This window comes from Peribacillus frigoritolerans (assembly GCF_030676415.1).
GTDB lineage: Bacteria > Bacillota > Bacilli > Bacillales > DSM-1321 > Peribacillus > Peribacillus frigoritolerans_A.
In genome coordinates, this window is sequence record NZ_JAUUTW010000015.1 from 63262 (window position 1) to 89274 (window position 26013).

Annotated in this window: 30 protein-coding genes, 2 pseudogenes and 2 riboswitches; of the genes and pseudogenes, 20 read left to right on the plus strand and 12 right to left on the minus strand. The window is 41.6% G+C overall.

Annotation, left to right across the window (positions count from 1 at the left end):
- Positions 1-71: 71 nt before the first annotated feature.
- Positions 72-356 (plus strand): hypothetical protein, encoded by a 285-nt coding sequence (locus Q8G36_RS15210; protein ID WP_305161904.1) that lies wholly within the window; start codon positions 72-74, stop codon positions 354-356.
- Between the two features lie 46 nt (positions 357-402).
- Positions 403-1371: pseudogene (locus tag Q8G36_RS15215) on the plus strand (HD domain-containing protein).
- 163 nt (positions 1372-1534) lie between these two features.
- On the opposite strand, the gene Q8G36_RS15220 reads toward Q8G36_RS15215, so the two are convergent.
- Positions 1535-1975, minus strand: coding sequence for an SRPBCC family protein (locus Q8G36_RS15220; protein WP_305161905.1), 441 nt, complete (start codon positions 1973-1975; stop codon positions 1535-1537).
- A gap of 29 nt (positions 1976-2004) precedes the next feature.
- Positions 2005-2487, minus strand: a complete 483-nt coding sequence (locus Q8G36_RS15225) for an SRPBCC family protein (RefSeq protein ID WP_305161906.1) — start codon at positions 2485-2487, stop codon at positions 2005-2007.
- A 249-nt stretch (positions 2488-2736) separates the two neighbouring features.
- A riboswitch (PreQ1 riboswitch) is annotated at positions 2737-2779 on the plus strand.
- A 50-nt stretch (positions 2780-2829) separates the two neighbouring features.
- Between Q8G36_RS15225 and Q8G36_RS15230 the strand changes: the two genes are divergently transcribed.
- Both Q8G36_RS15230 and Q8G36_RS15235 read left to right on the plus strand, forming a co-directional pair.
- Complete coding sequence (locus Q8G36_RS15230) at positions 2830-3372, plus strand: VUT family protein (RefSeq protein ID WP_305161907.1); 543 nt, start codon at positions 2830-2832, stop codon at positions 3370-3372.
- A gap of 21 nt (positions 3373-3393) precedes the next feature.
- Positions 3394-3543, plus strand: coding sequence for a hypothetical protein (locus Q8G36_RS15235; protein ID WP_305161908.1), 150 nt, complete (start codon positions 3394-3396; stop codon positions 3541-3543).
- An 87-nt stretch (positions 3544-3630) separates the two neighbouring features.
- Here Q8G36_RS15235 and Q8G36_RS15240 read toward each other — a convergent pair whose 3' ends face one another.
- From Q8G36_RS15240 to Q8G36_RS15250, 3 genes are all read right to left on the minus strand, one after another.
- A complete protein-coding gene (locus Q8G36_RS15240; RefSeq protein ID WP_305161909.1) occupies positions 3631-3777 on the minus strand; it encodes a hypothetical protein in 147 nt (48 codons plus the stop codon).
- Between the two features lie 99 nt (positions 3778-3876).
- On the minus strand, positions 3877-4023 hold the full coding sequence (locus tag Q8G36_RS15245; protein ID WP_305275105.1) for a hypothetical protein: 147 nt from the start codon (positions 4021-4023) through the stop codon (positions 3877-3879).
- 168 nt (positions 4024-4191) lie between these two features.
- Positions 4192-4512: a PadR family transcriptional regulator gene (locus Q8G36_RS15250; RefSeq protein WP_305162047.1), complete on the minus strand. Its 321-nt coding sequence runs from the start codon at positions 4510-4512 to the stop codon at positions 4192-4194.
- A gap of 310 nt (positions 4513-4822) precedes the next feature.
- Between Q8G36_RS15250 and Q8G36_RS15255 the strand changes: the two genes are divergently transcribed.
- Positions 4823-5569 (plus strand): alpha/beta hydrolase, encoded by a 747-nt coding sequence (locus Q8G36_RS15255; RefSeq protein ID WP_305162048.1) that lies wholly within the window; start codon positions 4823-4825, stop codon positions 5567-5569.
- 120 nt (positions 5570-5689) lie between these two features.
- Here Q8G36_RS15255 and Q8G36_RS15260 read toward each other — a convergent pair whose 3' ends face one another.
- Positions 5690-6394: a DUF421 domain-containing protein gene (locus Q8G36_RS15260; RefSeq protein WP_305162049.1), complete on the minus strand. Its 705-nt coding sequence runs from the start codon at positions 6392-6394 to the stop codon at positions 5690-5692.
- Between the two features lie 234 nt (positions 6395-6628).
- Positions 6629-6729: riboswitch (purine riboswitch) on the plus strand.
- Positions 6730-6904: 175 nt separating this feature from the next.
- Here Q8G36_RS15260 and Q8G36_RS15265 point away from each other — a divergent pair.
- Entirely contained in the window at positions 6905-8098 is a 1194-nt protein-coding gene (locus Q8G36_RS15265; protein ID WP_305162050.1) for a NupC/NupG family nucleoside CNT transporter, read from the plus strand.
- Positions 8099-8188: 90 nt separating this feature from the next.
- Here Q8G36_RS15265 and Q8G36_RS15270 read toward each other — a convergent pair whose 3' ends face one another.
- From Q8G36_RS15270 to Q8G36_RS15280, 3 genes are all read right to left on the minus strand, one after another.
- A complete protein-coding gene (locus Q8G36_RS15270) occupies positions 8189-9331 on the minus strand; it encodes a CAP domain-containing protein (protein WP_305162051.1) in 1143 nt (380 codons plus the stop codon).
- 39 nt (positions 9332-9370) lie between these two features.
- The gene (locus Q8G36_RS15275) at positions 9371-9676 is read right to left on the minus strand and encodes a hypothetical protein (RefSeq protein ID WP_305162052.1); all 306 of its coding nucleotides are present in this window, start codon (positions 9674-9676) and stop codon (positions 9371-9373) included.
- A 194-nt stretch (positions 9677-9870) separates the two neighbouring features.
- Positions 9871-10242, minus strand: a complete 372-nt coding sequence (locus tag Q8G36_RS15280; protein ID WP_305162053.1) for a winged helix-turn-helix transcriptional regulator — start codon at positions 10240-10242, stop codon at positions 9871-9873.
- A 188-nt stretch (positions 10243-10430) separates the two neighbouring features.
- On the opposite strand from Q8G36_RS15280, the gene Q8G36_RS15285 reads away from it, so the two are divergent.
- The 6 genes from Q8G36_RS15285 to Q8G36_RS15310 all read left to right on the plus strand — a co-directional run bounded on the left by Q8G36_RS15285 (position 10431) and on the right by Q8G36_RS15310 (position 15957).
- Positions 10431-11636: an MFS transporter gene (locus Q8G36_RS15285; protein WP_305162054.1), complete on the plus strand. Its 1206-nt coding sequence runs from the start codon at positions 10431-10433 to the stop codon at positions 11634-11636.
- 179 nt (positions 11637-11815) lie between these two features.
- On the plus strand, positions 11816-12658 hold the full coding sequence (locus Q8G36_RS15290) for an aldo/keto reductase (RefSeq protein WP_305162055.1): 843 nt from the start codon (positions 11816-11818) through the stop codon (positions 12656-12658).
- 198 nt (positions 12659-12856) lie between these two features.
- Positions 12857-13885 carry an NADH:flavin oxidoreductase/NADH oxidase gene (locus tag Q8G36_RS15295; RefSeq protein ID WP_305162056.1) on the plus strand — a complete coding sequence of 343 codons (1029 nt, stop codon included), beginning with the start codon at positions 12857-12859 and terminating at the stop codon, positions 13883-13885.
- A gap of 159 nt (positions 13886-14044) precedes the next feature.
- Positions 14045-14356: a rhodanese-like domain-containing protein gene (locus Q8G36_RS15300; RefSeq protein WP_214748869.1), complete on the plus strand. Its 312-nt coding sequence runs from the start codon at positions 14045-14047 to the stop codon at positions 14354-14356.
- 268 nt (positions 14357-14624) lie between these two features.
- Entirely contained in the window at positions 14625-15707 is a 1083-nt protein-coding gene (locus Q8G36_RS15305) for a tartrate dehydrogenase (protein WP_305162057.1), read from the plus strand.
- 64 nt (positions 15708-15771) lie between these two features.
- Positions 15772-15957 carry a sporulation protein Cse60 gene (locus tag Q8G36_RS15310; RefSeq protein WP_048682016.1) on the plus strand — a complete coding sequence of 62 codons (186 nt, stop codon included), beginning with the start codon at positions 15772-15774 and terminating at the stop codon, positions 15955-15957.
- Between the two features lie 115 nt (positions 15958-16072).
- On the opposite strand, the gene Q8G36_RS15315 is transcribed toward Q8G36_RS15310, so the two are convergent.
- Positions 16073-17002, minus strand: coding sequence for an SDR family oxidoreductase (locus Q8G36_RS15315; protein ID WP_305162058.1), 930 nt, complete (start codon positions 17000-17002; stop codon positions 16073-16075).
- A 147-nt stretch (positions 17003-17149) separates the two neighbouring features.
- Between Q8G36_RS15315 and Q8G36_RS15320 the strand changes: the two genes are divergently transcribed.
- From Q8G36_RS15320 to Q8G36_RS15330, 3 genes are all read left to right on the plus strand, one after another.
- Positions 17150-17320, plus strand: a complete 171-nt coding sequence (locus Q8G36_RS15320) for a hypothetical protein (RefSeq protein ID WP_164855101.1) — start codon at positions 17150-17152, stop codon at positions 17318-17320.
- Positions 17321-17562: 242 nt separating this feature from the next.
- Complete coding sequence (locus tag Q8G36_RS15325) at positions 17563-18123, plus strand: MEDS domain-containing protein (protein ID WP_305162059.1); 561 nt, start codon at positions 17563-17565, stop codon at positions 18121-18123.
- Positions 18124-18142: 19 nt separating this feature from the next.
- Positions 18143-18457 carry an MGMT family protein gene (locus tag Q8G36_RS15330; RefSeq protein ID WP_305162060.1) on the plus strand — a complete coding sequence of 105 codons (315 nt, stop codon included), beginning with the start codon at positions 18143-18145 and terminating at the stop codon, positions 18455-18457.
- Between the two features lie 259 nt (positions 18458-18716).
- On the opposite strand, the gene Q8G36_RS15335 is transcribed toward Q8G36_RS15330, so the two are convergent.
- Positions 18717-19982 carry an NAD(P)/FAD-dependent oxidoreductase gene (locus tag Q8G36_RS15335; RefSeq protein ID WP_305162061.1) on the minus strand — a complete coding sequence of 422 codons (1266 nt, stop codon included), beginning with the start codon at positions 19980-19982 and terminating at the stop codon, positions 18717-18719.
- A gap of 205 nt (positions 19983-20187) precedes the next feature.
- Here Q8G36_RS15335 and Q8G36_RS15340 point away from each other — a divergent pair, with 205 nt between their 5' ends.
- Together Q8G36_RS15340 and Q8G36_RS15345 are read left to right on the plus strand one after the other, a co-directional pair.
- Positions 20188-21789 carry a putative polysaccharide biosynthesis protein gene (locus Q8G36_RS15340; RefSeq protein ID WP_305162062.1) on the plus strand — a complete coding sequence of 534 codons (1602 nt, stop codon included), beginning with the start codon at positions 20188-20190 and terminating at the stop codon, positions 21787-21789.
- A 122-nt stretch (positions 21790-21911) separates the two neighbouring features.
- Positions 21912-22634: a pseudouridine synthase gene (locus tag Q8G36_RS15345; protein WP_305162063.1), complete on the plus strand. Its 723-nt coding sequence runs from the start codon at positions 21912-21914 to the stop codon at positions 22632-22634.
- 84 nt (positions 22635-22718) lie between these two features.
- On the opposite strand, the gene Q8G36_RS15350 is transcribed toward Q8G36_RS15345, so the two are convergent.
- Entirely contained in the window at positions 22719-22940 is a 222-nt protein-coding gene (locus Q8G36_RS15350) for a DeoR family transcriptional regulator (RefSeq protein ID WP_034309346.1), read from the minus strand.
- A gap of 542 nt (positions 22941-23482) precedes the next feature.
- Between Q8G36_RS15350 and Q8G36_RS15355 the strand changes: the two genes are divergently transcribed.
- The 3 genes and pseudogenes from Q8G36_RS15355 (at position 23483) to phnX (ending at position 25819) form a co-directional block, all read left to right on the plus strand.
- The gene (locus Q8G36_RS15355) at positions 23483-23833 is read left to right on the plus strand and encodes a hypothetical protein (RefSeq protein ID WP_305162064.1); all 351 of its coding nucleotides are present in this window, start codon (positions 23483-23485) and stop codon (positions 23831-23833) included.
- A 736-nt stretch (positions 23834-24569) separates the two neighbouring features.
- Positions 24570-25007, plus strand: a pseudogene (locus Q8G36_RS15360) (2-aminoethylphosphonate--pyruvate transaminase); the annotation flags it as partial.
- On the plus strand, positions 25004-25819 hold the full coding sequence (phnX, locus tag Q8G36_RS15365) for a phosphonoacetaldehyde hydrolase (RefSeq protein ID WP_305162065.1): 816 nt from the start codon (positions 25004-25006) through the stop codon (positions 25817-25819). The pseudogene Q8G36_RS15360 and the gene phnX, both read left to right, overlap by 4 nt.
- The last annotated feature ends 194 nt before the right edge of the window (positions 25820-26013 follow it).

The following is a 26013-nucleotide window of genomic DNA, read 5'->3' on the forward strand; positions in this document are numbered from 1 at the left end:
TTTATTTTGTACCGTTAATACCCTTATATGGTATTATAAGGGTGTTATTAGAGCGTTGAGGGGATGAATAAATGAAGAAGATATTCGGTATTTTGGCTTCAATCACCATAGTCCTGACCGGCTATTTTTTATTCACTAAACCGGATAAAGATAAAACAAAACCTGTAGAAGACTTTATTAAAGTGTATCCACGAGATCAGGTAATAATAAATGAAATGATGATCATAGAGGGAGTTGATGAGGACAATCCAGATGATATCGATTTGAATGATGAAGAGGAATTGGAAAAATTGGTAAAAAAGCAATATGAGCAAAATCAAAAGGGGGAAATAATTTTTACAGAAAAAAATCAGTGAAACCACCTACCTGTAATGAGTAAACTAATGGGGGAGGCGGCAGTTATTGATAGTTTTGGATAGTATCTATGGGGAACACATTGTAGAGGGAGTTCTGAAAGAGCTGATAGTAAGCAAACCGGTCCAAAGATTGAAGGGGATACATCAAGGCGGGGCAAGTTATTTAGTTAATGAGAAGTGGGATGTCACACGATTTGACCATTCAATTGGTGTGATGCTTTTAATAAAAGCGCTTGGAGGCTCATTAGAGGAACAAATCGCGGGCTTACTGCATGACGTATCCCACACTGCATTTTCACATGTTATTGATTTTGTTCTGGTTTTAAGGAAGAAGATTATCATGAAAAGATATATGATCAAGTCATTATGGAATCCGAAATCCCATTTATACGGAAGGAATATGGATATGATTGTAAAGTCATTTTTCAATCAAAATGGGAATTGCTTGAACAGCCAGCACCTGAGTTATGTGCCGATCGGGTAGATTATACTCTCCGGGATATGTATCAATATGGACATATCACAATCGAAGCCATTAAAGATTTTCTAGAACATGTAATCATAATAAATGGAAGGATGTATCTGGATAATATTGAATCGGCGGAATGGTTTGTGAAAGCGTATTACAGCGAAGTTATTGATTTTTTCATGAAACCACTTAATATATATGGCTATGATACCTTGGCAAAGACCTTAAAATTGGCTTTAGCTAAAAAACTGATCAGCCTTGATGACTTACTCGGTACAGATGAAGAAGTCATGTCCTTGTTAAGCTTGACTGAAGACCATGAAGTGCAAAGCCTGTTAAAACGGATCCATGGTAACGTAAAGGTGAAAGAAGATCAAGTGGAATACGATATACATCGAAAAAATAAAATGCGCCTGATAGATCCTTCCGTAATTCAAGGAACCCAATTAGTAAGAGCATCCAGTTTAAGAAAAAGTCAAGAAAATGGGAATTGAAGCCTATAAAAAAGCTTCAAAGGGCATGTATCTAAAAGTGATTTCCAATTGAATTTCGTGTTAAACCATACGAAAGTCAAAAACTCAAGGGTGTTATTCATCCTTGAGTTTTTTCTCTAAGTCTCCTCCTGTATAAAAATTAGTTGAATTAAACAATCGAGGAAGGAGCTTGATTAACGGATGCCTTATACATTTGAACCAGCACCCTTTAATAATTAAAAAACTAATGATGCTCTCAAAGTATTAATGCCATTTTCTAAATAACCTTTTAAACAGGTTAATGTATATACCCAACCTTCCTTTTGTCCGATCATTTTGTTTATTATTTCAGGGTCGTCCTCACTCAAACCTGATTCGTTTACTTCAATAATTGTACTCGTATTATCCAACTCTTTTAGTGTAATGGTAACAACTGTTTCTTGATCATTTCCGCCCCACGCAAACACGATTTTCCTATTTTCCTCGACTTCCAATACATTAATAACCACTTCAGCATCGTATTCGTTGTATCTCAATGTAGGCGTCCGGCCTTGTTCCCATCTTTCCGAACTCGATGAGAACCAGAAATTCCCGATTTTTTCAGGATTCACTATGGCTTCAAACACTTCATTAGCTGGCTTGATTATCTTAAATTTCGTAGTTATTTGAGTATCCATTACTAAATCAACTCTCTTTCGATTTGTTTTTATTGTTTTCCATTATCCCAATCTACTGATATTGGCGGCAGGGTCCTTCCAGTTTCAAGCAAGCTCTTCAGGTTACACAGAATGGCTGGCCAACCATTATTCAAGCCTTCAAAGGTATTGTCATCATATACGAAATCTGTCTCCAAAAGCTCCTCATGCCTAAGCGTTAGCTTCACTGCGTAATCATCCATTTTCTGTAATTTAAAAGTGACCCGTGTAGGCTGCTCGCGAGGTGTTTCGACTCCTGCCATGTTCCAAGTGAATGAGAGCAGGTGCAACGGCTCACACTTAAGTACATTCCCATGATCAGTAATCTGCCCATCTTCCAGCAAATATTTAACGCTTGAACCTTCTTGCCAGTCAGACTGTACTTGGCATCCGAAGTGATATTTCTTCGTGACTTCACCACTCGTCAGGGCTTCCCAAAGCTTCTCTGGTGTGGTTGCGATATAAATAGGATAGACAAACGTAGCTTTTTTCATCATTCTTTTTCCTCCTCGCCAAATAAGATATCAAGATCGTAACCTAACTCTATCATTGATTGTCGGCTTTCATATACAGCCGGTCAAGCAGTTTTTTGCGACAGAAATCGGCAAAGTCATTGCATTGGAGAAGATTTGAAGTGCATGGCTAAGACCGGATTCTCCATGACATAAAAGGGCCGTATGGAAACTTCTTGATTTCCAATCGCTTTCAAGCTACGATAATAAGGAAAATGATAATCCGCTCGGGCGGAAGAGGTTCTAGCTACCCTCTCAAAAAAACTAAGGAGAACAGTGCTCTTTCTTAGGGTGCTGTTTTTTCTGTACAAGGAGAATTAAGAAATGTTAAGAATTTTATTGTATTTAGTATCCATCATCACGGCGAATGTGGTTACAGCAGCTTTTGCGCCATTACATTTTGGCATGTTCATCATTCCGATGGGTACATTGCTCATCGGGGGAACCTTCATCTTTCGAGATCTGGTCCAGAATAAATTCGGCCGCGCGAAGACCTATATATGTATCGTCACTGCACTTATTTTATCTGCGTGTGTATCATTCTTATTAGGGGATACGTTATTGATCGTTTTTGCTTCCGCATTATCGTTCGTGGTTGCAGAAACGGCGGATACGGAAATTTATACCCGTTTAAAGCTTCCGATGAGTTGGAGGGTGTTTTACAGCGGGATCGTTGGAGGATTTTTCGATTCGGTGATATTTGTCGTGATTGGCCTAAGTCCATTAGGTGCCAATATATTGCCATGGGAAGCAGTACCCGCTGCGATTATCGGCCAAATCATCGTTAAAACTATCATTCAGTCAATCGGTGCCGTACTGTTGGGACGAATCAACGTAGAACTGGAGAAGCGTGTAGTCTCCAGTTAAATGCTAGGAGGGATGCTTCCGATGGATGGAACCAAAAAAGAAGAAGATAAATGCTATTGCCTCGAGGCCTTTCGTGAAAAATATGGCCCGCATGTTCAAGGGGAATGTATGAAGCTCTCCTGCGCCAATTATCGCAAGCATAAAGGAATAGACAAAAAAGGACCATATTAGGTCCTTTTTTTGCGTGATTGTGGTAAGGCACCAGTAACCGTGCTGAATCATGAGTGCAGCATGAATTCACGAGTAAATAGCGCCAAATCATGAGTGCGGAGCAAATTCACGAGTAAGTATGCTTATTTCACGAGTAAACAGTTCAAACTCACGAGTAAACGGTTCAAACTCACGAGTAAACCAGCAAAACTCACGAGTAAACGGTGCGATATTCTGAGTGCAGCATGAATTCACGAGTAAACAGCGCCAAATCATGAGTGCGGAGCAAATTCACGAGTAAGTATGCTTATTTCACGAGTAAACGGTTCAAACTCACGAGTAAACAGCGCCAAATCATGAGTGCGGAGCAAATTCACGAGTAAGTATGCTTATTTCACGAGTAAACGGTTCAAACTCACGAGTAAACAGCCCAAACTCACGAGTAAACCAGCAAAACTCACGAGTAAACGGTGCGATATTCTGAGTGCAGCATGAATTCACGAGTAAACAGCGCCAAATCATGAGTGTTGAGCAAATTCACGAGTAAGTATGCTTATTTCACGAGTAAACAGTTCAAACTCACGAGTAAAGAGCCCAAACTCACGAGTAAACAGCAAAAAAGCTTCCTGCGCCGTTCCATTAATGGGTGCAGGAAGCTTTTTATTTTGTTTAGAATTGCTCTGCGCTTTTCCGAACTAATTTTTCCAGGACGAAAAAGCATTCTCGTTTCCGTTCAAGTTCGGTTTGTCCATTTTCAGTGACATGATAATATTTCCTGCGGCCTGACTCTGATTCTTTCCAATGGCCTTTTATGAATTCTTTTTTTTCTAACCGTTTAAGGGCGGAGTAGAGGGTGCCTTCACTTATTTGATATTTGCCCATGCTCATTTCCTTCAAGATCTTCGTGATTTCATATCCGTATAGCTTTTTTTGAGAAAGAAGTGAAAGCAAAAGGAGGTCAATGCTTCCCTTCATTAATTCTTTATCCAAATAAAATCTCCTCCTTTTCATTTCTAAAGTGTAATACGTTGTACATCGTATCACAAGGTGCATTTTACTTTTCTTAAAAAAAATGGTTAAATGACGATTGCTAAATAAATTTAATCATAGTAAAATGTGCTTCGGAACGGATGAGTTGTGAAGAGCGTGGTAAGGATACTATATACATGATTTAATTGTTTTAATGAAAATTCGGAATAGGATAGAAGAATCCCTACTCAAGGGGTATTAATTGATTTTTTTTCGAAAATCATTTAGATTCTATTTATCAACAAGAGCAAAGAAAGAAGGTCCTAGATAGATGAAAGTGAAAGCACCTGAGCCATTCACATATATTGGTGGAAAGAGAGCTGTTCTTTTACTTCACGGGTTTACCGGAAGTACAGGAGATATGAAGAAATTAGGGAAATACTTGAATGATCTCGACTATACTTGCCACGGACCTCTTTATAGAGGGCATGGAGTGTCTGGTGAGGAACTCGTTCAGACTGGTCCAAAGGAATGGTGGGAAGATGTAGTTAATGGCTATAAATTCCTTAAAGAAGAAGGCTATGAAGAAATTGCTGTTGTAGGAATTTCTTTAGGAGGAGTTTTCTCATTAAAAGTGGGAATTGAATTGCCTGTTAAAGGGGTAGTTTCAATGTGCGCTCCGACTCAAGGAAAAAGTATCGATCGACAAAAGAACCGCTTGCTCAATTATGCACAGGCTTATAAGAAGTTTGAGGGCAAAGATGCCGACCAAATTGCTGCAGAAGTGAAGCTGCTGGAAGAAGAGCCTATGCCTCAACTAAAAGATGTGTTGAATATGATAAATGAAACTGGTGAAAATTTAGATTTAATCACATCACCAACTCTTGTTTTACAAGGGCGTTTGGATGATCCCGACTATACGGAGAGTGCTACAGCGATTTTCAATGAAGTCGATACGCAGCATAAACACTTGATATGGTATGAAAAATCAGGTCATATTATCACATTGGGTAAGGAACGTGATCAGGTGTATGAAGATGTGTATAAGTTCTTAAATACACTGAATTGGTCGGAGTAATAAGCGAGTTTATAAATCCCCTTTAAGTTGAACGTGTAAAAAGCCTACATTCATTTGTAGGCTTTACACTTTACTTGAGGGGATTTTATTTTGGCTGCAATGTAAAGTGTTCTTAATTATCTATTTGTAGAAAAAGACCTTTAAGTTATCGTTATTATCAAGAGTTGCTAATAAAATATCGTTCACATCGGCATTATATGTAATCTTGATTTCGTTTTTCAGCCATTCTTCGTCTTTACCGCCCCGATTCAATTCTTTAGAATCAATCTTTCCCTCTTTAATAATCGTGTTAGGAAAAGTGAAGGCAGTTGTTTCAATGTGCATATCTGCTGGGGTTACTGCTTCATATTGAGGATATAGAAACAATGAAATGGTACCACCCGGTTCCCATAGTGCGAGGGACACTTTTTGAATATCTTCGACTTTTTCTTTTCTTAATTCCGATAATAAAAAATCGATGGAGATTCGGGCCCTTGCTAAGCTTTTGTAAATGATTTGTCCATTTTCGATAAGTGGAAAGGGGGCGGAGTCAAAAAACCTTCGGATTTTGCCCCACTTAAGACCCGTAAACACACTAATTATATATAAAATCACTAAAACAAAGGTCGTAATCATTGAGCCCTTCAAACCTAACTGTTCATCAGATAAAGGGTGGGCAAGAATGTTTCCAATAATTAATGCCATTATGAAGTCAAGTAATCTTAACTGCGAAATGGACCGTTGCCCCATCAATTTAACCGAAAAAAGTAAGAAGAAGAAGGAAATAATGGCTCTTAAAGTCCACTGAATTGCAGTAAGAGTCTCCTGGCTATTAAAAAAATCCAAAAAAAATTCACGTCCTTATTTCCTATAAAGGAGATGTAATGGTTGAAATGAAACAACTGGGAACCACTTTAGATGGGGCCGTTTATAGTTTAAGCCAGCTCCTTCATAAGTATTACCAATATTGGCCCTTCGGAGTCTTTCTTGACTGTTTTCGAAAAATTTATATTAATATAACAACTTTAAAACATATTGTAATTAAAAATAAACTGTTTTAAAATGATATCTTTCCTGAGAAATTTATTTAAAAAATATCCTTGTATAATATCAGTGATGATGGTCTGATAGTTTCTACCTGGCAGCCGTAATGCCGGACTACAAGGAAGTATGAAAATAGAAGAGATGTACAGGTTAATGTTGGTTCGCTTGAAAGAAGCTTGATCCACATAACATGTTTCAATGAAGGCTCTTACTTTTTCACACTTTCTTCCTGCGGCTGAAAGTGTAAAAAGGTGAGGGCTTTTTATATAAAAAATATGAATGGGAAATGATATATCCAAAGGGGATGAAATCATGTATTTCTTATTGAATATACTAGGTGTTTTAGTTGTAATGGGCATCGTTTACCTATGTTCACCTAATAAAAGGAACGTTAAGTGGAAAGCCATTCTTACCTTGCTGGTTCTTGAATTTCTTATCACATGGTTCATGTTATCGACTAAAATCGGGGCATGGGTCATCAATCTGATCGCTTCATTCTTCACCTGGTTGATTGAATGTGCGAATGAAGGGATTTCTTTTGTCTTTCCTTCACTTATGGCAAATGAACAAGTGGATTTCTTTTTTAGCGCATTGATGCCAATTATCTTCATTATCACGTTTTTTGATGTTTTATCATATTTCGGTATACTTACCTGGATCATTGATAAAGTGGGATGGCTCATCTCAAAAGTATCCGGTTTGCCAAAACTTGAGAGTTTCTTTTCGATTCAGATGATGTTCCTAGGAAATACCGAGGCACTTGCCGTTCTCCGCCTTCAACTAAGTGCGATTAAGGATCAGCGTCTTTTGACATTTGGAATCATGAGCATGAGCAGCATCAGCGGTTCAATCATTGGAGCCTACCTGTCCATGGTACCGGCAACCTATGTTTTTGTAGCGATACCTCTGAACTGCTTAAATGCCTTGCTGATAGCTAACATGCTGAATCCCGTCGACGTCAGTAAAGAGGAAGATGTCGTTTATGTACCTTCTAAAGAGGAACGTAAAGATTTCTTTTCCACCATTTCCAACAGTATGTTGGTTGGGGCCAAAATGGTCTTCGTCATCATGGCAATGGTTATCGGCTATGTGGCGTTAACGGCAAGCGTAAACGGCATTTTCGGTTTCTTTGTGGATGGCTTGACCATTCAAAAGATTTTCTCTGTCATTTTTAGTCCCTTTGCATTCCTGCTTGGACTATCCGGGCATGATGCCATGTACGTCGCTCAATTGATGGGAATCAAGCTTGCCACAAATGAGTTCGTTGCCTTGCTCGATTTAAAAGATAAAGTCAGTACACTGTCTCCGCATACAGTCGCTGTGGCTGTCACTTATCTGACGTCATTTGCCAACTTCAGTACAGTGGGCATGATTTATGGAACATTCAATTCCATCCTCAATGATGAGAAATCGAACATTATCGGAAGGAATGTTTGGAAGCTGCTGCTTAGCGGGATGGCTGTTTCCTTGTTAAGTGCCATGGTCGTTGGATTATTCGTTTGGTGATTTAAAACAGGGGCATCCATTTTTATAAATGGATGCCCTCTTTTGTATGAAAAAAGCTGTCCTGGATTTTCCCATGCACAGCTTTTTGCTTTATTTCGTCAAATAGTTCTCCGTATAATATGGTTTATTTTCCTCATCGAAGGCAACTCCGACACCGAGCGATTCAAAATCCTTCTGTAATTTGTTTTCCCTGTGTCCAATGGAATTCATTAGGCCTTCATGGGCAAAGATACTGCTATTCTGACCGGCAGCCAGATTTTCCCCCGCCATTCGAAAATTGATTTTGTCATCTTCCATCCGGTCGAACGGGGATTCTCCTTCAAGGTTTGTATGGTTGAAGTATTGATTCACGGCCATATCTGCACTATGATCCTGTGCAGTGACCTTCACTTGTTTATCCCATGAAAGCACTGAGAGATCATGATTGACCCGTGATGCATTGGTCAAATCGAATAATTGATATTCAAAGCCCTTCTTTAATCCGGAGCCAGCTTCTGCAAAATAGCCGCTCTTTTGCTTTTCGAGTTTTGCGTCGATGATTTGGATGGCTGTGACTGTATTTTTCTCATGTTTGTCATAAAAAATGGTCACATAACTATTATCCATTTCAAACATATCGTATTCTCCGCTGTCACTTCGAATCTGGTAATAGACGTTACCTTTAAGCAGTTTTGTTACAGGATCCTCCAATTTCCCAGTCACGGTTTCTTTGGGAGTGCCGCGTTTAATGCCTTCCTTTGAGGAAATCAAATCTTGGTTCGTATATAAACCAACAACTTTATTGTTGGTATCGTAGGCAACCATGAAGAAGTTTTGATAATTTTCGTGATAGGCGAACCAGTCTACACCATATTCATTCCGCGTATTCCGCTTAGCTTCACCAGCCAATTTTTCTACATCATCTTTCGTGTCGCCCATTTCGATATTACGCACTGAAAAGGATGCATCAGCAGGTGCTTCCAGTGCTGGTTTTTTCACTTTTTCCGTTTCCTGTGATTCTTTTTCAGAAGCGGTATCCAATGTTTCCGTCAGCGAGCCAATCAGGCTGCTGACTCCAGTACTCAGTTTTTCCAAGGCAGTCGAAACCTCGGGCCCGTTAATAAAGGAACGAACATCGGCTGCAAAGGCATCAACCCCAGCTTTGAATCCAGACTCCTGAATATCTTTACCATATCCATACCATAATCCAGAGAGTAGGAGTATGAGGACCACAATATTAAACAATTTCCGCAAATCGTTCACTCCAGCTCTTTCTAGGATATAGAATCCCGATTATTGAAAAATCATCTGCATCACACTTAAAACAGGCGGGGCACATAACAAAAGTAGTGAAAACAGAATGAGTATTTGTGAGGCCGCTTTTGGAAGCTTTTCCTTCCCTTTTCCCGAATACCAGCCACTGAACTGAAGTTTATTTCTATACCAGACGAATAATAAAAGCAGTATCGCAATCGGGCCTAGCCAGCCATACTGATTCACTCCTATGTTTATATATATGCCGTTTACAATAGTCGAAATGATTGTTCCGGCTATCCCAAATATTAAAAAGATGCGTATCAATTCTAATAAGACCCTCATATGTCACTCCTTGGTTTTACCATTATACTTCTTGGATTACAAAATAAAAAACTTTAATGGTGTTGTATTACATATTATACCAAAAAGAAAGGGGGGAATAAAACAGGTGCTTAGGAGGGTGAAATTTTTTTAGGAGAATTCTTTATAAACAAAAAAAGATTAGCCACTTAGAGCTAATCTTTTTTTGTTTGGGCTTATTTCAATTGATCATTCAATACACTTTCCTCGAGAACGGAAAACTTATCTCCATACACTCTTGTTATGTGATTTTCCCCCCACGTACATAGTGCGGATAGGATACTTTCCAGGCTTTGTCCATACTCACTAAGTTCATATTCCACTTTTGGGGGGACTTGGTTGTAAACGATCCGATTGATGACACCGTCCTGTTCCAGCTCCCGCAATTGTTGGGTCAACATTTTTTGGGTGATGTTCGGCATAAGGCGCTTCAATTCACTAGTCCGCTTTTTTCCGTGGGTCAGATGGCAGAGGATTACGCATTTCCACTTTCCGCCCATTACTTCAAGTGTCGCTTCAACTGATATATTGTACTTCTTTTTTTGCATGGTTTGCATACTCTCCTTATTTTATAGGTACTAAAAGGTGCCTATATCACTTTAAAGTACGTACTGTTTTTTATTTGTATTATATCTCATAATAACATTTGCACACCGAATTACACTGTACCATTTATAAAAAAAGTTGCTTAGGCAATTTCAATGATAGTACAAAACGACAAGAAGGAGAAGAGGATATGATTTCAAATAAAAATAGAAGTACATGGGCATTGCTGGCTTTAGCGATCAGTGCCTTTGCGATTGGAACAACTGAGTTCATCAGTGTGGGATTATTACCACTCATTTCTAAAGATTTACACATTACAGTTACGACGGCAGGATTGACGGTATCCTTATACGCCTTGGGGGTCATGTTCGGGGCACCTATCCTGACATCCCTGACATCGAATATGTCGCGAAAGACTTTATTGCTTTGGATAATGGTGGTGTTCATTGCCGGAAATGCATTAGCGGCTTCTGCGACCACGGTTGGTGTATTATTGATCGCACGTGTCATTTCAGCGCTTGCACATGGTATCTTCATGTCAATCGGCGCTACGATTGCCGCTGATTTGGTCCCTGAAAACCGCAGGGCAAGTGCCATCGCCATCATGTTTACAGGTCTGACGGTGGCCACGGTGACCGGAGTTCCTTTTGGAACCTTCATCGGTCAGCAATTCGGCTGGAGATTCGCTTTCATCATCATTGTGGCAATCGGCTTGATTGCTTTCATCGGAAACGGCATCCTGGTCCCGTCCGATTTAAGAAAAGCTGCCCGGACCACGTTCCGTGACCAAATCAAATTGGTGACGAATGGCCGATTGCTGCTAGTATTCATCATTACAGCGTTAGGGTATGGAGGTACATTCGTTGTCTTCACGTACTTGTCGCCACTACTTCAGGAAGTGACAGGGTTTAAAGAAGGAACTGTGGCCTTGATTTTGCTAATATATGGAGTAGCCATAGCAATAGGAAATACCCTTGGCGGGAAATTCGCCAATCGCAATCCTATTAATGCCCTATTCTATATGTTTCTTATTCAGGCCATTGTACTTGTGGTCTTGACTTTCACCGCACCGTTTAAGATAGCTGGTTTAATTACGATCATTTTAATGGGATTGTTTGCTTTCATGAATGTTCCGGGGCTTCAAGTGTATGTCGTCATGTTAGCGGAGCGATTCGTGCCGAGTGCAGTGGACGTGGCGTCAGCCATCAATATTGCCGCCTTCAATGCAGGAATCGCCATTGGTGCCTACTTAGGCGGAGAGATTACGGATTCGATCGGACTGATCCATACAGCGTGGATAGGTGGAGTCATGGTGTTTGCAGCAGTGATTTTAACAGGTTGGAGCCGGGCCTTGGAAAGTAAAGACCGTACCAAGCGAATGGACAAACTAGCATAGGATTAAAAAGTGATGCATGTTAGATAAAGCATGCCATGCGTATAGAGTATCAATAAAATAAGTATCATTGCATCCCTTCAGCGAATGATGGAAGGTTCCTTGAAGGGATGTAATGATACTGATACTTAAGCGCATTACAATCGATAAACAATCAAGAAAAAATTTGGAGGTAGAGTATAATGGTGAAAAATTTACAAGATACAACAACGTTGCATAACGGGGTAAAAATGCCTTGGTTCGGATTGGGCGTATTTAAGGTTGAAGAAGGGCCTGAGTTGGTAAATGCAGTTAAAGTGGCCATTAAACATGGTTATCGCAGTATCGATACGGCAGCCATCTATGAAAATGAGGAAGGGGTTGGACAAGGGATCCGTGAGGGCTTAAAAGAAGCTGGTATCTCCAGGGAAGACTTATTCGTAACATCAAAAGTCTGGAATGCCGATTTAGGCTATGAATCGACAATTGCAGCTTACGAAAAAAGCTTAAAGAAACTTGGCTTGGAGTACCTGGATTTATATCTTATCCATTGGCCAGTGGAAGGAAAATATAAAGAAGCCTGGAGAGCGTTGGAAACTCTTTATAAAGAAGGAAAAGTAAAAGCGATCGGTGTGAGCAACTTCCAGATTCACCACCTAAAAGATCTTATGGAAGATGCAGGAGTGAAGCCGATGGTCAATCAAGTGGAATGCCATCCGCGTTTAACTCAAAAAGAAGTTCAGGCATTTTGTAAGGAACAAGGAATACAACTTGAAGCGTGGTCACCATTGATGCAAGGTGAACTTCTGGATAATGACGTTTTACAAGCTATTGCGACCAAGCATGGTAAATCAGTTGCACAAGTCATTTTACGCTGGGATTTACAAAATGGGATTGTAACGATTCCAAAATCCACTAAAGAACATCGTATTGTAGAAAACTCATCTGTATTCGATTTCGAATTGACGGGAGAGGAAATGAACCAAATTGATGCATTGAATCAGAATCACCGTGTGGGTCCAGATCCTGATAATTTCGACTTTTAATCACGTATGAAAGAGAGGGACGGTATACCCGTCTTTCTCTTTTTTTGGATCTCCGCATTGGTGGGGATGGAAATGCTATACCAACATTCGATGGCGTTTACAATGACAGCCTTCTAAAATCTGATTAGTTGACACAGTAATTACTCAGGTGATATAAATGCATGTGCATGCATTATATGAAAAAGGAGATAAAAAATTATGAATGATTTATTTTCACCTTATCGCATAAAAGAACTTGAACTTAAAAATAGGATCGTCATGCCGCCGATGTGCCAATACTCCGTCGAAGCGGAAGATGGTATACCAACAAACTGGCATCAGCAGCATTATGTAAGCAGGGCAGTTGGCGGCACGGGGTTAATTATAGTTGAAATGACCGATGTGGAGCCTGATGGGCGTATTTCGAATCGCGATCTTGGATTATGGTCCGACGATCAAATTGGGGCTTTCTCCAACATCGTTAAGGAAGTTCATCAATACGGTGCAAAAGTCGGAATACAACTTGCCCATGCAGGCCGTAAAGCGGAGGATGCCGAAACTCCGGTGGCACCATCAGCCATCGCCTTTGATGAAACGTTCAAAACACCAAGAGCTTTAGAGACGGAAGAAGTGAAGGAAATGGTCGATAAATTCCGGGCATCGGCCAGAAGGGCTGTTCAAGCAGGATTTGACGTAATTGAACTACATGGTGCACACGGGTACTTAATCCACCAATTTACATCACCGCTTACGAATAAACGTGATGACGAATATGGAAGAGACCTGACTAAATTCGGGGTGGAAGTCATTAAAGCCGTGAAAAGCGAAATGCCTGCCGACATGCCTTTAATCATGCGCATTTCTGCAAAAGAATACGTTGAAGGCGGATATGGTATTGAAGAAAGCATTGCCTTTTCACAAGTCTTTAAAGAAGCAGGCGTCGATATGTTCCATGTAAGCTCTGGAGGAGAAGGCCCGATTGGAGGAGACGGAAGACCTGGTACACATGCTAGCTATCAAACTCCGTTGGCCAGGGAAATCAAAAAAGCTTTGGATATCCCGGTGATTGCTGTAGGTCGATTAGATGATCCGATTCTTGCAAATTCAATCATTGGTAATGATGAAGCGGATTTGGTTGCCGTCGGCAGAGGAATGCTGCGAAACCCTTATTGGGCACTGGAAGCATCTAAAGCTTTGAATAAAAAAACGGAGATCCCTAAACAATATCAACTGGGCTTCAAACATTGAAACAAGTTCATGCCTTAAAAAGCCGGCGAATATTATATACGCCGGCTTTTTACAGTCAGGCTTTAGGGAATTTTCATAGGGAATCCATTATGTGATGTTTAACTGGAAATTTTGCTATAATGAAAAAGATAAATCAAACGATAATTCGAGGTGCTAATTATGGAAGAAATCAAAATCATTACAACGGAAGAAGTGGAAGCTAAGCTTGAGGCAGGCGAAGCATTGGAACTTGTCGATGTTCGTGAAGACGAAGAAGTACAAGAGGGAATGATCGAAGGCGCGAAACATATTCGCATGAATGACATCCCGGCGAACCTTGACTATTTTGATAAAGAAAAAGAATATATTTTTATCTGCCGTTCAGGACGCCGCAGTGAAAATGTATGCCATTATCTTCAGGAACAAGGATATAAAGTGGCAAACATGGTTGGCGGAATGCTTGAATGGGACGGCGAAGTCATCGTTAAGTGAAGTTCTTCAAAAAGACCTGTTACTTTTGTAAGCGTAAATCCAAGAATGTGACGGCCTATTTGAATGAAGAAAGAAAAAAGATCATGGTTTGTTCACAATGCCGTGAATATGCGGAAAGACGCGCATATTTGAAGGTGTGAAAAAAAGAGTCCTTTCATTATGAAAGGGCTCTTTTTCCTGTATGGACCTCTCTTAACGGGGATGCAAAAGTCATATGTTAAAATTAGGGTGCTGAAATCAGAAAATATAGAAAAAGGAGAGTTGAAGAATGAATGTTCATAAAATAGCTGTCATTGCGGGTGACGGGATTGGCCCTGAGGTGATTAATGAGGGTGTAAAGGTGCTTAAAGAAGTGGCTGCAATTGCCGGGGATTTTTCTTTTCAGTTCACATATTTTCCATGGGGTTGTGAATATTACCTTGAGCACGGCAAAATGCTGCCCGACGACGGACTGGAACAACTGATGAAGTTTGACGCCGTATATCTTGGGGCTGTCGGTTATCCTGGTGTCCCGGACCATATTTCCTTACGTGAACTTCTGCTGAAAATCAGAAAGGGATTTGACCAATATGTGAATGTTCGACCCGTTAAATTGCTTCAAGGTGCACCCTGTCCATTAAAAGACGTGACTCGTGACCAAATCAATATGGTAGTCATCCGTGAAAACAGTGAAGGGGAATATTCCGGTGCCGGTGATTGGCTTTTTAAAGGCAAGCCGGAAGAAGTGGTACTGCAGACGGGCGTTTTTTCACGAAAAGGAACGGAGAGGATCATCCGTTATGCGTATGAACTCGCGCGTAAGACGGGCAGGACGCTAACGAGCATAAGCAAGGCGAACGCATTGAATTATTCAATGGTTTTTTGGGATCAGGTTTTTGAAGAAATTGGACAGGAGTATCCGGAAGTAGAAACGAATTCCTATCTGGTCGATGCGGCGAGCATGTACTTTGTCAAACAGCCCGAACGGTTCCAAATCGTTGTCACCTCCAATTTGTTTGGTGACATCATCACGGATTTAGGTGCTGCCATTGCAGGCGGGATGGGACTGGCGGCCGGTGCCAATTTAAACCCGGAACGGATTTATCCATCGATGTTTGAACCGATTCATGGTTCAGCTCCGGATATAGCACATCAAGGCATCGCCAATCCACTGGCGGCCATATGGTCCGCCAGTCAGATTCTCGATTTCTTTGGGCATGAGGTTTGGGGTGCAAAAGTGTTGGACGTGATCGAACAGGTGATGGTCGATAAAAAGGCGCTGACTCCTGATATGGGCGGGGCAGCCTCTACAGAAGATGTCGGGGATGAAGTGGTTGCAATATTATCCGCTTTACAAACAAATCAAGTATAATCATCATGAAAAATGGGCATCCTGCACAATAACTATCATTATAGTAAAAGGGCGGGGAGATACGATGATACAAGTCAAATTATTTGATTATGAGCATGAAAAGGATCTAGAGGACGAAATGAACTTTTTCCTTGAAGACATACGCGATAATCAAATCGTCGATATCAAATACAATGTCGCCACTACAGGTGAAGAGGAAGAGGAACAGATCTACTGTTTTAGTGCGATGATCATCTATAAAAAAAAATAAAGGCCGGCTGGCCCTATAATAAATAGTAGACTACCTATTGCTGCATGGCGGGCAATCCAAGGTAGTCTTTTTTTCATCCCGACTTCCTAGGAAGGGGGCATATTCGATGTGGAAATTAGGACGATGTCGCTTCCCCGCCGTTGACATGAAGTGTTTGTCCTGTTACAAAACGGGAATCATCAGAAGCGAGATAGACAAAGGTGGGAGCCAGTTCAAATGGCTGGCCTTGACGCTCCATCGGGTTATCGACTTGTGTCACTTCGTCTGCCGAGAAACTTGCCGGGATGAGGGGTGTCCAAAACCGTCCAGGCGCAACGGCGTTCACCCGGATGCCTTGGTCGACAAGACTGTTTGCCAAGGCACGGGTAAAACCAATGTTGGCCCCTTTAGTCGCCGTGTAATCAATTAATTGCTTATTCCCATTAAACGTCACGACAGAAGATGTATTAATGATGGAGGACCCAGCTTTTAAATGGGGAAGGGCGGCTCGGGTCGTGTAGAAGTGGGAATAGATATTCACTTTAAAGGTATCATCGAATTGCTCATCCGTAATATCAAGCAAGCTTAATTGCTGAAATTGAATACCCACGTGGTTACAAAGAATATCGAGCTTTCCAAATGTTTCGATGGTATCTTCCACGATATTGATACATTGCTGCTTATCCCTTAAGTCACCAGGCAGCAGTAAGCAACGTTGTCCAAGCTCTTCAATTCTCGTTTTAGTCCGATTGGCATCCTCATGTTCATCCAGATAAGCGATGGAAACATCTGCGCCTTCTTTAGCAAAAGCGATGGCAGCCGCAGCGCCAATCCCACTGTCTCCGCCAGTTATCAACGCGACACTACCTGTTAATTTCCCGCTGCCCCTATAATTGGGATTATCGATGATGGGCCGGGGAACCATCAATTTTTCTACACCAGGTTGGCGAAATTGGCGTTGCTCCGGAACCGTGATGGGAACGTCTTGATAACGAGTGATCTTTCCATAGTTCGGATGCATGGGATAGGTTTTACCGGATGATTTCTTTTTCTTATCTTCTGCCATGAGGGGTCCTCCTAAAAAAGAATTTAGTCGGATTACTTTATGATGACCAGGTGTATGCCGTGCATGAAGAACATGTATGGGGACGGGCTCGTTGCCGTGCGGCTCGAATATGCTGATGGGTAGAAAAAAGTTTTTGGAGGCCTCTATATGCCATATTATTATAGCGAAGAAGTGAAGTGGTTATTGGTCGAACAATCGGATGAAAAAGTGGAGTTGTTATATGATTCCAACCCAAATACCTTTGAATTGCCGCTCATAGGACCAAGACCGCCATATTATTATAACCCGCGTTATGTACCGTATTATCCTGTGATTTAGGGACGGACATCAGAAGGGAAAATGCATGAAGAACGGAATCTGCTGAATTGGGCTGCCTTGGTCTTTTAATGAGTGGACTAAAAGCAGCCTCAATTCGATTCAACAAAATTCCCGATCATAACAGATGACATTAGGAAAAACTGATTATATTCTTCTATGAATTTTACAAACACGGAGATAATGGGTAAAGTTATACACATAATACATAGTGCGGACTGGTGTATTTAAAGGAGAGATCCATTTTGGATAATAAAATGAAACAACTAATGGAAAATATACAGCAATCGGATGGTGGCCATATTTTATACTGTTTTAATGAATTGGAAGCCTACATTGAAAATGAGGCGACTTTCATCATTGCCGGTGTTGAACAGGGAGACCATATCCTGGTCGTCGAAAATGACCGTATCTTTCCTTTCGTGTACAAGAAATTGCAGCTTCATTTAAATGAGGAGCAATTGGAGCAAGTGCACCTTATCAATAATTTTGATTTTTATTGTTTTCATGGAGACTTCCATCCTTCGACGATGGTTAATTATTTCTTGGAAAATATCGATACATACACTAAACGCAATCAGCACGTGCGGACTTGGGGCCATGTTGAATGGGGCCATGACGATCAAGTCAGCTTAGCGATAGGCGAATATGAAAAAGGAATTGACAAACTGATCAAGGAACGAGGATTGATTTCTGTTTGTGCATACGATGACTGCAGAGTGCCTGCCGAGCTTAAAACAAACTTGATCAAGCATCATGGGGTCCTGATAACCGATGAAAAAATCACGATTTTAGCAAACGGATAGAATAAAAGGGGCGAGTTATTTGGAAAGTTTTACTGAACGGGTAATCAATATCATTCAACATATCCCTTCCGGTAAAGTGATGACATATGGTCAAATTGGACAGCTCGCCGGAAGTCCGCGCGGTGCAAGGCAGGTCGTAAGGATCCTTCATTCAAGCAGCAAAAAACATGACCTTCCTTGGCACCGGGTAATCAATGCCAAAGGCGAAATCGGCATAAAAGCGGAGGGCGCCGCAGAACACCAGAAGGCGATGCTCGAGAGTGAAGGCGTCACATTCACGGACCGGAATACCATTGACCTCGAAGCATATCGCTATCATCCAGAAATATTTTAAACGGAAAGCCGGAAAAAAGAGGCGGCGTGAGTGCGGACGAAAAAAGTTCGGTGAAGGTCGAATAAACAGCGTGAACGGCCGAAAAAAGTATGGTGAAGGTCGAAAAACTGCGTGTACGGTCGAAAAAAGCGTGATGATGGACGAAAATGACAGCACCTACGCCAAGAATCAAAGCCTAACAGACACCGAATGGACGTATAGGCTTAAGAAACCGCATCTAAAAGAGGCTAATCCAAGCGGATCAGCCTCTTTTTAGGAATTATGAACGGGCATACATGGCAGCATTCATTCCGGCGAGTCTTCCGGTTACTAATGCCGATGTGATATTATAGCCGCCTGTGTATCCGTGGATATCCAGAATTTCACCGCAGAAATACAGTCCGTCCATTAGTTTGGAAGCCATTTCTTTTGGATGTATTTCTTTGACGGATACGCCGCCGCCCGTGACGAATGCTTTTTCTAGCGGCTGGGTGCCGTGTACCCCGAATTGGAAGTCCTTGCATAATTCTGCAAAGCGGCGGATTTTTTCATTTGATATCGTCGCTCCTTGTTCTTGAAGGTCGATACCGCTTCGCTCAAGCAGAAAGTGAAGGTATCGTTCAGGAACTAAACCTTTTAAGGTATTTTTAATGGCTTTTTTCGGTTCGGCTTTGATTTCTTTCATGATGTCTTGAAAAACCTCTTCCTTGTTTCGGTCCGGCAGGGCATCGAGTTTCATTGTCACTTCCGATAGGTTCCATTTTTTCATCGCTTTCACGACGAATTGGCTGCACCGTAGAACAGCTGGACCGGAGACGCCAAAATGGGTGAAGAGCATATCCATTTGGTGTGTGATCAGGGTCTTGCCTTTTGGGTTAAGGACGCTCAATGATACATCGCGAAGTGCGAGGCCTTGAAGTGTTCGATCTTTAATGAACGTTTCATGGCTAAGTACGGGAACTTCAGTTGGGAACAGTTCGGTAATCGTATGCCCCGCCTTTTTAGCCCATGCGTAGCCGTCGCCGGTTGAACCGGTGTGAGGAACTGATTTCCCGCCGACTGCTATCACGACTGCATCCGTGTCAATGGTCTGTCCATCTTTTAACCGGACACCGCTTGTTTTTCCATGTTCATAGAGAACTTCCGCAACTGGAGAGTTCTTATAGATCGTTACATTTAAATTCGACAGGCGTGTCAGAAGGGCATCCACGACACTTTGCGCTTTATCGTTGACAGGGAACATCCGGCCATGGTCCTCTTCTTTTAGAGCCACGCCCAATTTTTCAAAGAATTGAATAATGTCCTCATTATTGAACTCTGAGAAAGCACTGTATAGAAATCGCCCGTTTCCAGGGATATGCTGAATGATTTCATCGATTGAGAGCCTGTTCGTCACGTTGCAGCGTCCGCCGCCCGAGATTGCAAGTTTCCTTCCAAGCTTCTCGCCTTTATCCACTAATAATACAAGGGCACCTTTTTCCCCGGCCGCTATTGCTGCCATCAATCCGGAAGGACCGCCGCCAATTACCACTACATCATATTTCAAATTGATCACCACTTTATCATTTTCAGTCCCTTCATTATATAGCAAGAGCCCGTCAGATTGCGAATGTAGAAGAAAAGGAATTATTTGTTTGTGTATTATCTTCGAAAACGATAAACTTGAGTGTAGTTTTCTATAGAAAAAATACTTTAATATGATAAGATAAAGAGCGTGTGAAACGTAACTGACAGAGGCAGGAAGGGATTAGATGTCATCTAAGTTTTTAAAAGGGGCTTTTATATTAACGCTGGGAGCGATCATTTCCAAGATACTTGGTTTATTTTACGTCATCCCATTTGAACATATGGTTGGGAATAAAGGGGCTACCCTCTATCAATATGGGTACGTTCCATATACCATTTTCATTAGCTTTGCAACGGCAGGCATGCCGCTTGCAGTTTCTAAATTCATCTCGAAGTATAATGCGCTCGAGGAGTACGCCGTCGGTGAGAAGTTATTTAAATCGAGCCTGAAATTAATGGTTGTCACCGGTTTTCTCGCTTTTTTGATTCTCTATACGATGGCACCGATGTTTACTGAAGTCTTCGGGGTCAAGAAGGAAGATGTCAGCGATGTCACGGAGATCATACGTGCAGTCAGCTTCGCCTTGATTTTTGTACCGTTCATGAGCATCATCCGCGGCTTCTTTCAAGGTCATGAAGCGATGGAACCAACGGCCATCTCTCAGGTTGTCGAACAAATTGTCCGCATCGTGTTCCTTCTGGCTGGTGTGTATGTTGTTTTGAATGTCCTTGATGGAGAGTTAGTGAGAGCCATCCAAATAGCTACCTTCGCGGCGACGGTTGGGGCTGTCGGCGGTTTAGTGGTGTTATTTTGGTATTGGAAAAAACAAAAACCCCATTTGGACAGCTTGATGAAGAAAGACCGGGGGACGATGGAAATTTCCCTGAAGGAAATCTATAAAGAAATATTTCTTTCGTCGATTCCTTTCATATTTGTCGGAATCGCGATGCCAATGTTTCAGTTTGCGGACTTGCTGTCTTTCAATAAGGCGATGTCGTCCATCGGGCTGCAGCATGTCGCAGAAGATGCCCTTGGGGTATTGAATGTATATGCCCAGAAGCTTGTCTTGATTCCGATGACGCTTGCAACCGGGTTTTCAATGGCGCTTCTTCCCTCGGTGACGAAGGCATATGTAAGCGATGATTCGGAAGAGTTAAACCGCCAGCTGAACCAAGCCTTCCAAATTTTGTTGTTCATTACGATTCCAGCGGTCATTGGCATGTCGGTGCTGGCCGATCCAATCTATAGTGCCTTTTACAGCCATGATCCACTTGGAATCAGTGTCCTGAAGGCATATGCGCCCGTTTCCATCTTGTTTGCGCTTTTTTCCGTTTCGGCGGCCGTTTTACAAGGAATCAATCAGCAAAAATATACGGTGCTCAGCCTGCTTGTTGGCTTTTTAATCAAATTGAGCTTGAATATCCCGATGATCAAGTTGTTTGAAACGGAAGGATCCGTTTATGCCACGGCATTCGGCTACTTGGCTGCTGTGCTGCTGAATTTGTATGTCATTACTTACTTTACTGGATATCGTTACAGCCTTACCATCAGAAGATCCGTTTTGATCACTGTTTTTTCAATGATAATGGGACTGGCTGCATGGGGCATGAACAGTTTATTATCGCTGTGGCTTACAACGGAAGGGCGGTTCCAGGCGATTTTGATCGTAGCCGTTTCTGCAATTTTTGGAGCTCTCATTTATGCGGCGCTTGCCTTGAAAAGCAAACTAGCCCATCGTTTGTTCGGTGCCCGGATTGATCGGTTAAAAGCTAAATTAGGATTATAAGCTGGAAGTTTGGTGTGTAAAATAAAGGGTATTGAATGGTGATCCCCAGATTAAATATATTGGCCTTGCCTGTCATTAAAGTGGGCAAGGCTTTTTACTGAAAAAGGCTTTAGGAGGAAACGATGAGAATAGATAAGATTTTATCCAATATTGGTTATGGCAGCAGGAAAGAAGTGAAAAAGCTCCTGAAATCCGGCGCCGTCAAGGTCAATGAAAGGCTGCTGAAGGACCCGAAAGAACAAGTGGACCCTGATACGGAAATCGTGACGGTTCATGGTGAACGGGTTGAATATAGGGAATTCATATATTTAATGATGAATAAACCGCCAGGCGTATTGTCGGCAACGGAAGACAAACACCAAGAAACGGTCATTGACATCTTGGAGCCAGAAGATTCGGTTTTCGAGCCATTTCCTGTAGGACGTCTTGATAAGGACACAGAAGGTTTATTGCTGATCACGAATGACGGAAAGCTTGCCCACCAACTGCTTTCCCCGAAGAAACATGTCCCTAAAACATATTTTGCGGTCATTGATGGCGAAGTAACGGAACGGGATATCGAGGCATTCCGCAACGGGGTGACCTTGGATGATGGATACGAAACAAAACCAGGTGAATTGAACATTTTAAAATCAGGTCTGACATCGGATATCGAGCTGACGATCATGGAAGGAAAGTTCCATCAGGTGAAGCGGATGTTTGAGGCCGTTGGCAAACGTGTCGTCTACCTAAAGCGTCTTTCCATGGGGAGTTTACAGCTTGATGAGGAACTTGAGCTTGGTGAATACCGTGAGTTAACGGCGGAGGAGCTTGAACAGTTAAAGGCGGGCCAACCCACTGAATGATAGCTGGACACAAAAAATGAGGCGGAAAACATTGTCCGCCTCAAAGTAATTTACATATCGATCTTATTCGGGTGGTCGTTCTTTTTACGATGACATCTTCACCTTTTTACTTGTTGTCGTCCAAAGGCCTCGGCTTGGGCTTTGAACAAGGTCATTGTATGCTAAGACATTTAAATCGCGCTGCACAGTTCGAGGAGTGATGCCAAATTCTTCTACAAGCTCTTGAGTAGAAACCGTACCGTTATTACTAATGAACATATAAACGGATTTAATACGGGTTAACATGCGATTTGTTGAAGGTTTCAAAAAATCACTCCTTATTCTTTTCATTGTTATTCTGAACAAATGAAAACAACCGATATGTCGGACAGCATTTCAGCTGTCACTATGTACTTGCTATACCCACCCTATAACTCCTCGGAAACATTTAGAAAAAATAAGATGTCATTAGATTCATTCTACCCCTTTGCAAAAGCAAATTCTAGGAAAAGATACTAATTGACTAAATATTACATTTATTATATCAAATTTTAACAAAATTATTCTCTTTACATATACAAAAATTAATAAAGAGTTGTTCCATTTGTTCATGATCATATTTTGCCAATACAGGACGCTTAATATGCATTTCGAGATTAGAGATGTCACACAACACGAATGTTGACTTTTAAGGCATATACATGTTATTTTTTACTTAAAAGGATCATAAATCGTAATTATTACGCTTTATGTATTGATAGGTGCTTGATGGCTTGCGGTTACGATGTCATAATGAGGTATCGGGCAGTATAGACTTTTCATACATATCTAAAAGGATTTAAATATAAACCAATTCGAGGTAGAGCCATATGAACGAAAGATTAATGGAGTTTTTATTGCGCGACGAAGTAACCAGACTTTCTGGCGTGAAAAAACAAGTGTATGAATTCATCGTGAACGAAGAAGATTATCTTGCATCGAAGGCGGACACGGTCGATCAATTCATGAGATTGCTAGTAAAGCATTCTCCGCCCAGGCTCGCAGCCCGTCATTTCAATATGCCTTATGGGGAAATCATTCGTTTCATGAATGAAATAGAAGATGAACTGAATGATAGATTAGAGGAAAGATGCAAGAAAGTAAAGTGGATGGACTACACGGAAAAGGACCAGCAGGCATTTGTGGAATATCATAGAAAGTTATATCTTTTCGTAAATTAATCAATTGGATCATGAAAATGCCCTGGTATGAAAGGGCATTTTTTTATTTATCCGGAATCGTTAAACGGGAATCCAGCACAACCATACCTTTAAATCCAGAGATCCAATAGAAAAATTCATTTTGATATAAATGTAAGCATGTGTGTGGACTTTCTGCAGCAGTATAGGCGGGCGGGTGGCTTATGGAGAAAGGAATGGCTCCTTCAGCATGAAAGGAATTTTAATTAGGAGCTCAACTTTATGGGAATCACCGGGACCCAGACAGAGTCAAAGCCATGAAAATAGCCTGAGTGTCACTCTCCATTTATGGAGACACAGTTTTATTATTTCAAGTTGCAGTTGATTTCAGAAATCCTCTCCCTATCCGCTGACTGTCGCCAAGCAAGCAAGCGTCTGTGGGGTCTCGGCTAGCCCGTTATTCGGCAGGAGTGTCGCAAATTTCTTCCATCCATTAATTAGTACAGGAAAAAAACATGAAGGATAATCTAGTATTAAACATGGTTCGGCAGGGGCCTGATTTCCTTTAAAATCATCGTCGGGGTTAGAGTATTCCGATTCTCCTTTATTATTAGTTTATAGACAAAAGGTGTTCTATCTTTTAAAACAAAGTTGATTGGAACGGAAGGCGCGAGACTCCTGCGGGAAAAGCGAGTCCAGGGAGACCCCACAGGCGCAAAAGCGCCGAGGAGGCTCCCGGACCGCCCGCGGAAAGCGAGTGCCTGGAGTGGAGATCTAATTGTCCCTGGATTTATATGATCAGTGGAAAGAGATGGACAAGGATGGGAAATGGCGTTTCACTTCTCCAACACATGTAGTGGCCGCGTTTGCTAAAGCGTTGGAAGAATTAACGGAAGAAGGCGGCATTCCAGCCAGATTCGCCCGCTATAAAAATAATAATGATAGGCTGAGGGAGCTGATGGGTAAATTGGGCATTCGTACATATATCTCACCTGATAAACAATCGCCCATCATTACAACATTCCTATTTCCAACTGAAACCTTTGATTTTGGGGACTTCTACAATTTTATCAAAGAGAGAGGTTACGTAATATACCCCGGAAAGCTGACTGACATAGATACATTCCGAATCGGCAATATTGGCGAAATCCATGAAGAAGATATCGAGGAACTTGGCAGGATCGTAGAAAAATATATGAAAGAGGTGACAGTATGAATAAGGTAGAGGGAATCATTTTGGATTGGGCTGGAACGGCTGTGGATTTTGGATGTTTTGCACCAGTGAATGTTTTTGTGGATATTTTTAAGAATGCTGGACTGGACGTGACGATGGAGGAAGCCAGAGCTCCGATGGGCATGCTGAAAATCGATCATATTCGTGCGATGCTGACCATGCCAAGGATATCTTCGTTATGGGAAAAACAATACGGAAGGCCATTCAATGAGGAAGACGTTGAAAAACTATATGCTGAATTCGAACCGGCACTGATGATGTCATTGGCGGATTATACAGATCCCATACCAGGGGTTATCGAGACGGTGGAAGCATTAAGGAATCGCGGCCTGAAGATTGGGTCGACAACGGGATATACGGATACAATGATGGAGGTCGTAGTGGCAAATGCTTTGAAAAAAGGGTATCGGCCTGATTTCCATGTAACACCGGATGCAACCCATTCGAATGGCAGGCCTTATCCTTACATGATATATCGGAATATGGAAGAATTGAAGTTAGCGGCATCATGGAAGGTAGTGAAGGTAGGGGATACCATTTCCGATATGCAAGAGGGAGTGAATGCTGGAGTATGGTCGGTCGGAGTCATTGTCGGAAGCTCTGAGATGGGATTGAGTTTGAATGAGTATACAAGTTTACCAGAACGGGATAAACAAAATCTCACCTCTAAAATGGCAGACACCTTTATGCAAAACGGGGCCGACTTCACCATCAAAACGATGGAGGAACTACCTGAACTCATAGATCGCATCAACCTTCTTATAGCAGAAGGGAAAAGACCTCGTTCAAGCTAACATTCAGTGCCAAAAAAAGTGCAGCTTCTTTCATCCTTGAGTGGGAATGAAGGATTGCTGCACTTTTTTTTCGTTTGCCTGAACATCATTACATTGCTTTTTTCCTATCTTATACAAACGTACAGAATGAATCGTTTTTTTGAAATTTAACTCGACTGCTTATTGTAAAAAGTGAGAGAAGAGTGTACGATTAA

Bases quoted from the DNA above. Each gene is read 5' to 3' on its own strand.
- Q8G36_RS15210 (WP_305161904.1), top strand. From the start codon at position 72: ATGAAGAAGATATTCGGTATTTTGGCTTCAATCACCATAGTCCTGACC.
- Q8G36_RS15220 (WP_305161905.1), bottom strand. From the start codon at position 1,975: ATGGATACTCAAATAACTACGAAATTTAAGATAATCAAGCCAGCTAAT.
- Q8G36_RS15225 (WP_305161906.1), bottom strand. From the start codon at position 2,487: ATGAAAAAAGCTACGTTTGTCTATCCTATTTATATCGCAACCACACCA.
- Q8G36_RS15230 (WP_305161907.1), top strand. From the start codon at position 2,830: ATGTTAAGAATTTTATTGTATTTAGTATCCATCATCACGGCGAATGTG.
- Q8G36_RS15235 (WP_305161908.1), top strand. From the start codon at position 3,394: ATGGATGGAACCAAAAAAGAAGAAGATAAATGCTATTGCCTCGAGGCC.
- Q8G36_RS15255 (WP_305162048.1), top strand. From the start codon at position 4,823: ATGAAAGTGAAAGCACCTGAGCCATTCACATATATTGGTGGAAAGAGA.
- Q8G36_RS15265 (WP_305162050.1), top strand. From the start codon at position 6,905: ATGTATTTCTTATTGAATATACTAGGTGTTTTAGTTGTAATGGGCATC.
- Q8G36_RS15275 (WP_305162052.1), bottom strand. From the start codon at position 9,676: ATGAGGGTCTTATTAGAATTGATACGCATCTTTTTAATATTTGGGATA.
- Q8G36_RS15280 (WP_305162053.1), bottom strand. From the start codon at position 10,242: ATGCAAAAAAAGAAGTACAATATATCAGTTGAAGCGACACTTGAAGTA.
- Q8G36_RS15285 (WP_305162054.1), top strand. From the start codon at position 10,431: ATGATTTCAAATAAAAATAGAAGTACATGGGCATTGCTGGCTTTAGCG.
- Q8G36_RS15290 (WP_305162055.1), top strand. From the start codon at position 11,816: ATGGTGAAAAATTTACAAGATACAACAACGTTGCATAACGGGGTAAAA.
- Q8G36_RS15295 (WP_305162056.1), top strand. From the start codon at position 12,857: ATGAATGATTTATTTTCACCTTATCGCATAAAAGAACTTGAACTTAAA.
- Q8G36_RS15300 (WP_214748869.1), top strand. From the start codon at position 14,045: ATGGAAGAAATCAAAATCATTACAACGGAAGAAGTGGAAGCTAAGCTT.
- Q8G36_RS15305 (WP_305162057.1), top strand. From the start codon at position 14,625: ATGAATGTTCATAAAATAGCTGTCATTGCGGGTGACGGGATTGGCCCT.
- Q8G36_RS15310 (WP_048682016.1), top strand. From the start codon at position 15,772: ATGATACAAGTCAAATTATTTGATTATGAGCATGAAAAGGATCTAGAG.
- Q8G36_RS15315 (WP_305162058.1), bottom strand. From the start codon at position 17,002: ATGGCAGAAGATAAGAAAAAGAAATCATCCGGTAAAACCTATCCCATG.
- Q8G36_RS15320 (WP_164855101.1), top strand. From the start codon at position 17,150: ATGCCATATTATTATAGCGAAGAAGTGAAGTGGTTATTGGTCGAACAA.
- Q8G36_RS15340 (WP_305162062.1), top strand. From the start codon at position 20,188: ATGTCATCTAAGTTTTTAAAAGGGGCTTTTATATTAACGCTGGGAGCG.
- Q8G36_RS15345 (WP_305162063.1), top strand. From the start codon at position 21,912: ATGAGAATAGATAAGATTTTATCCAATATTGGTTATGGCAGCAGGAAA.
- Q8G36_RS15355 (WP_305162064.1), top strand. From the start codon at position 23,483: ATGAACGAAAGATTAATGGAGTTTTTATTGCGCGACGAAGTAACCAGA.
- phnX (WP_305162065.1), top strand. From the start codon at position 25,004: ATGAATAAGGTAGAGGGAATCATTTTGGATTGGGCTGGAACGGCTGTG.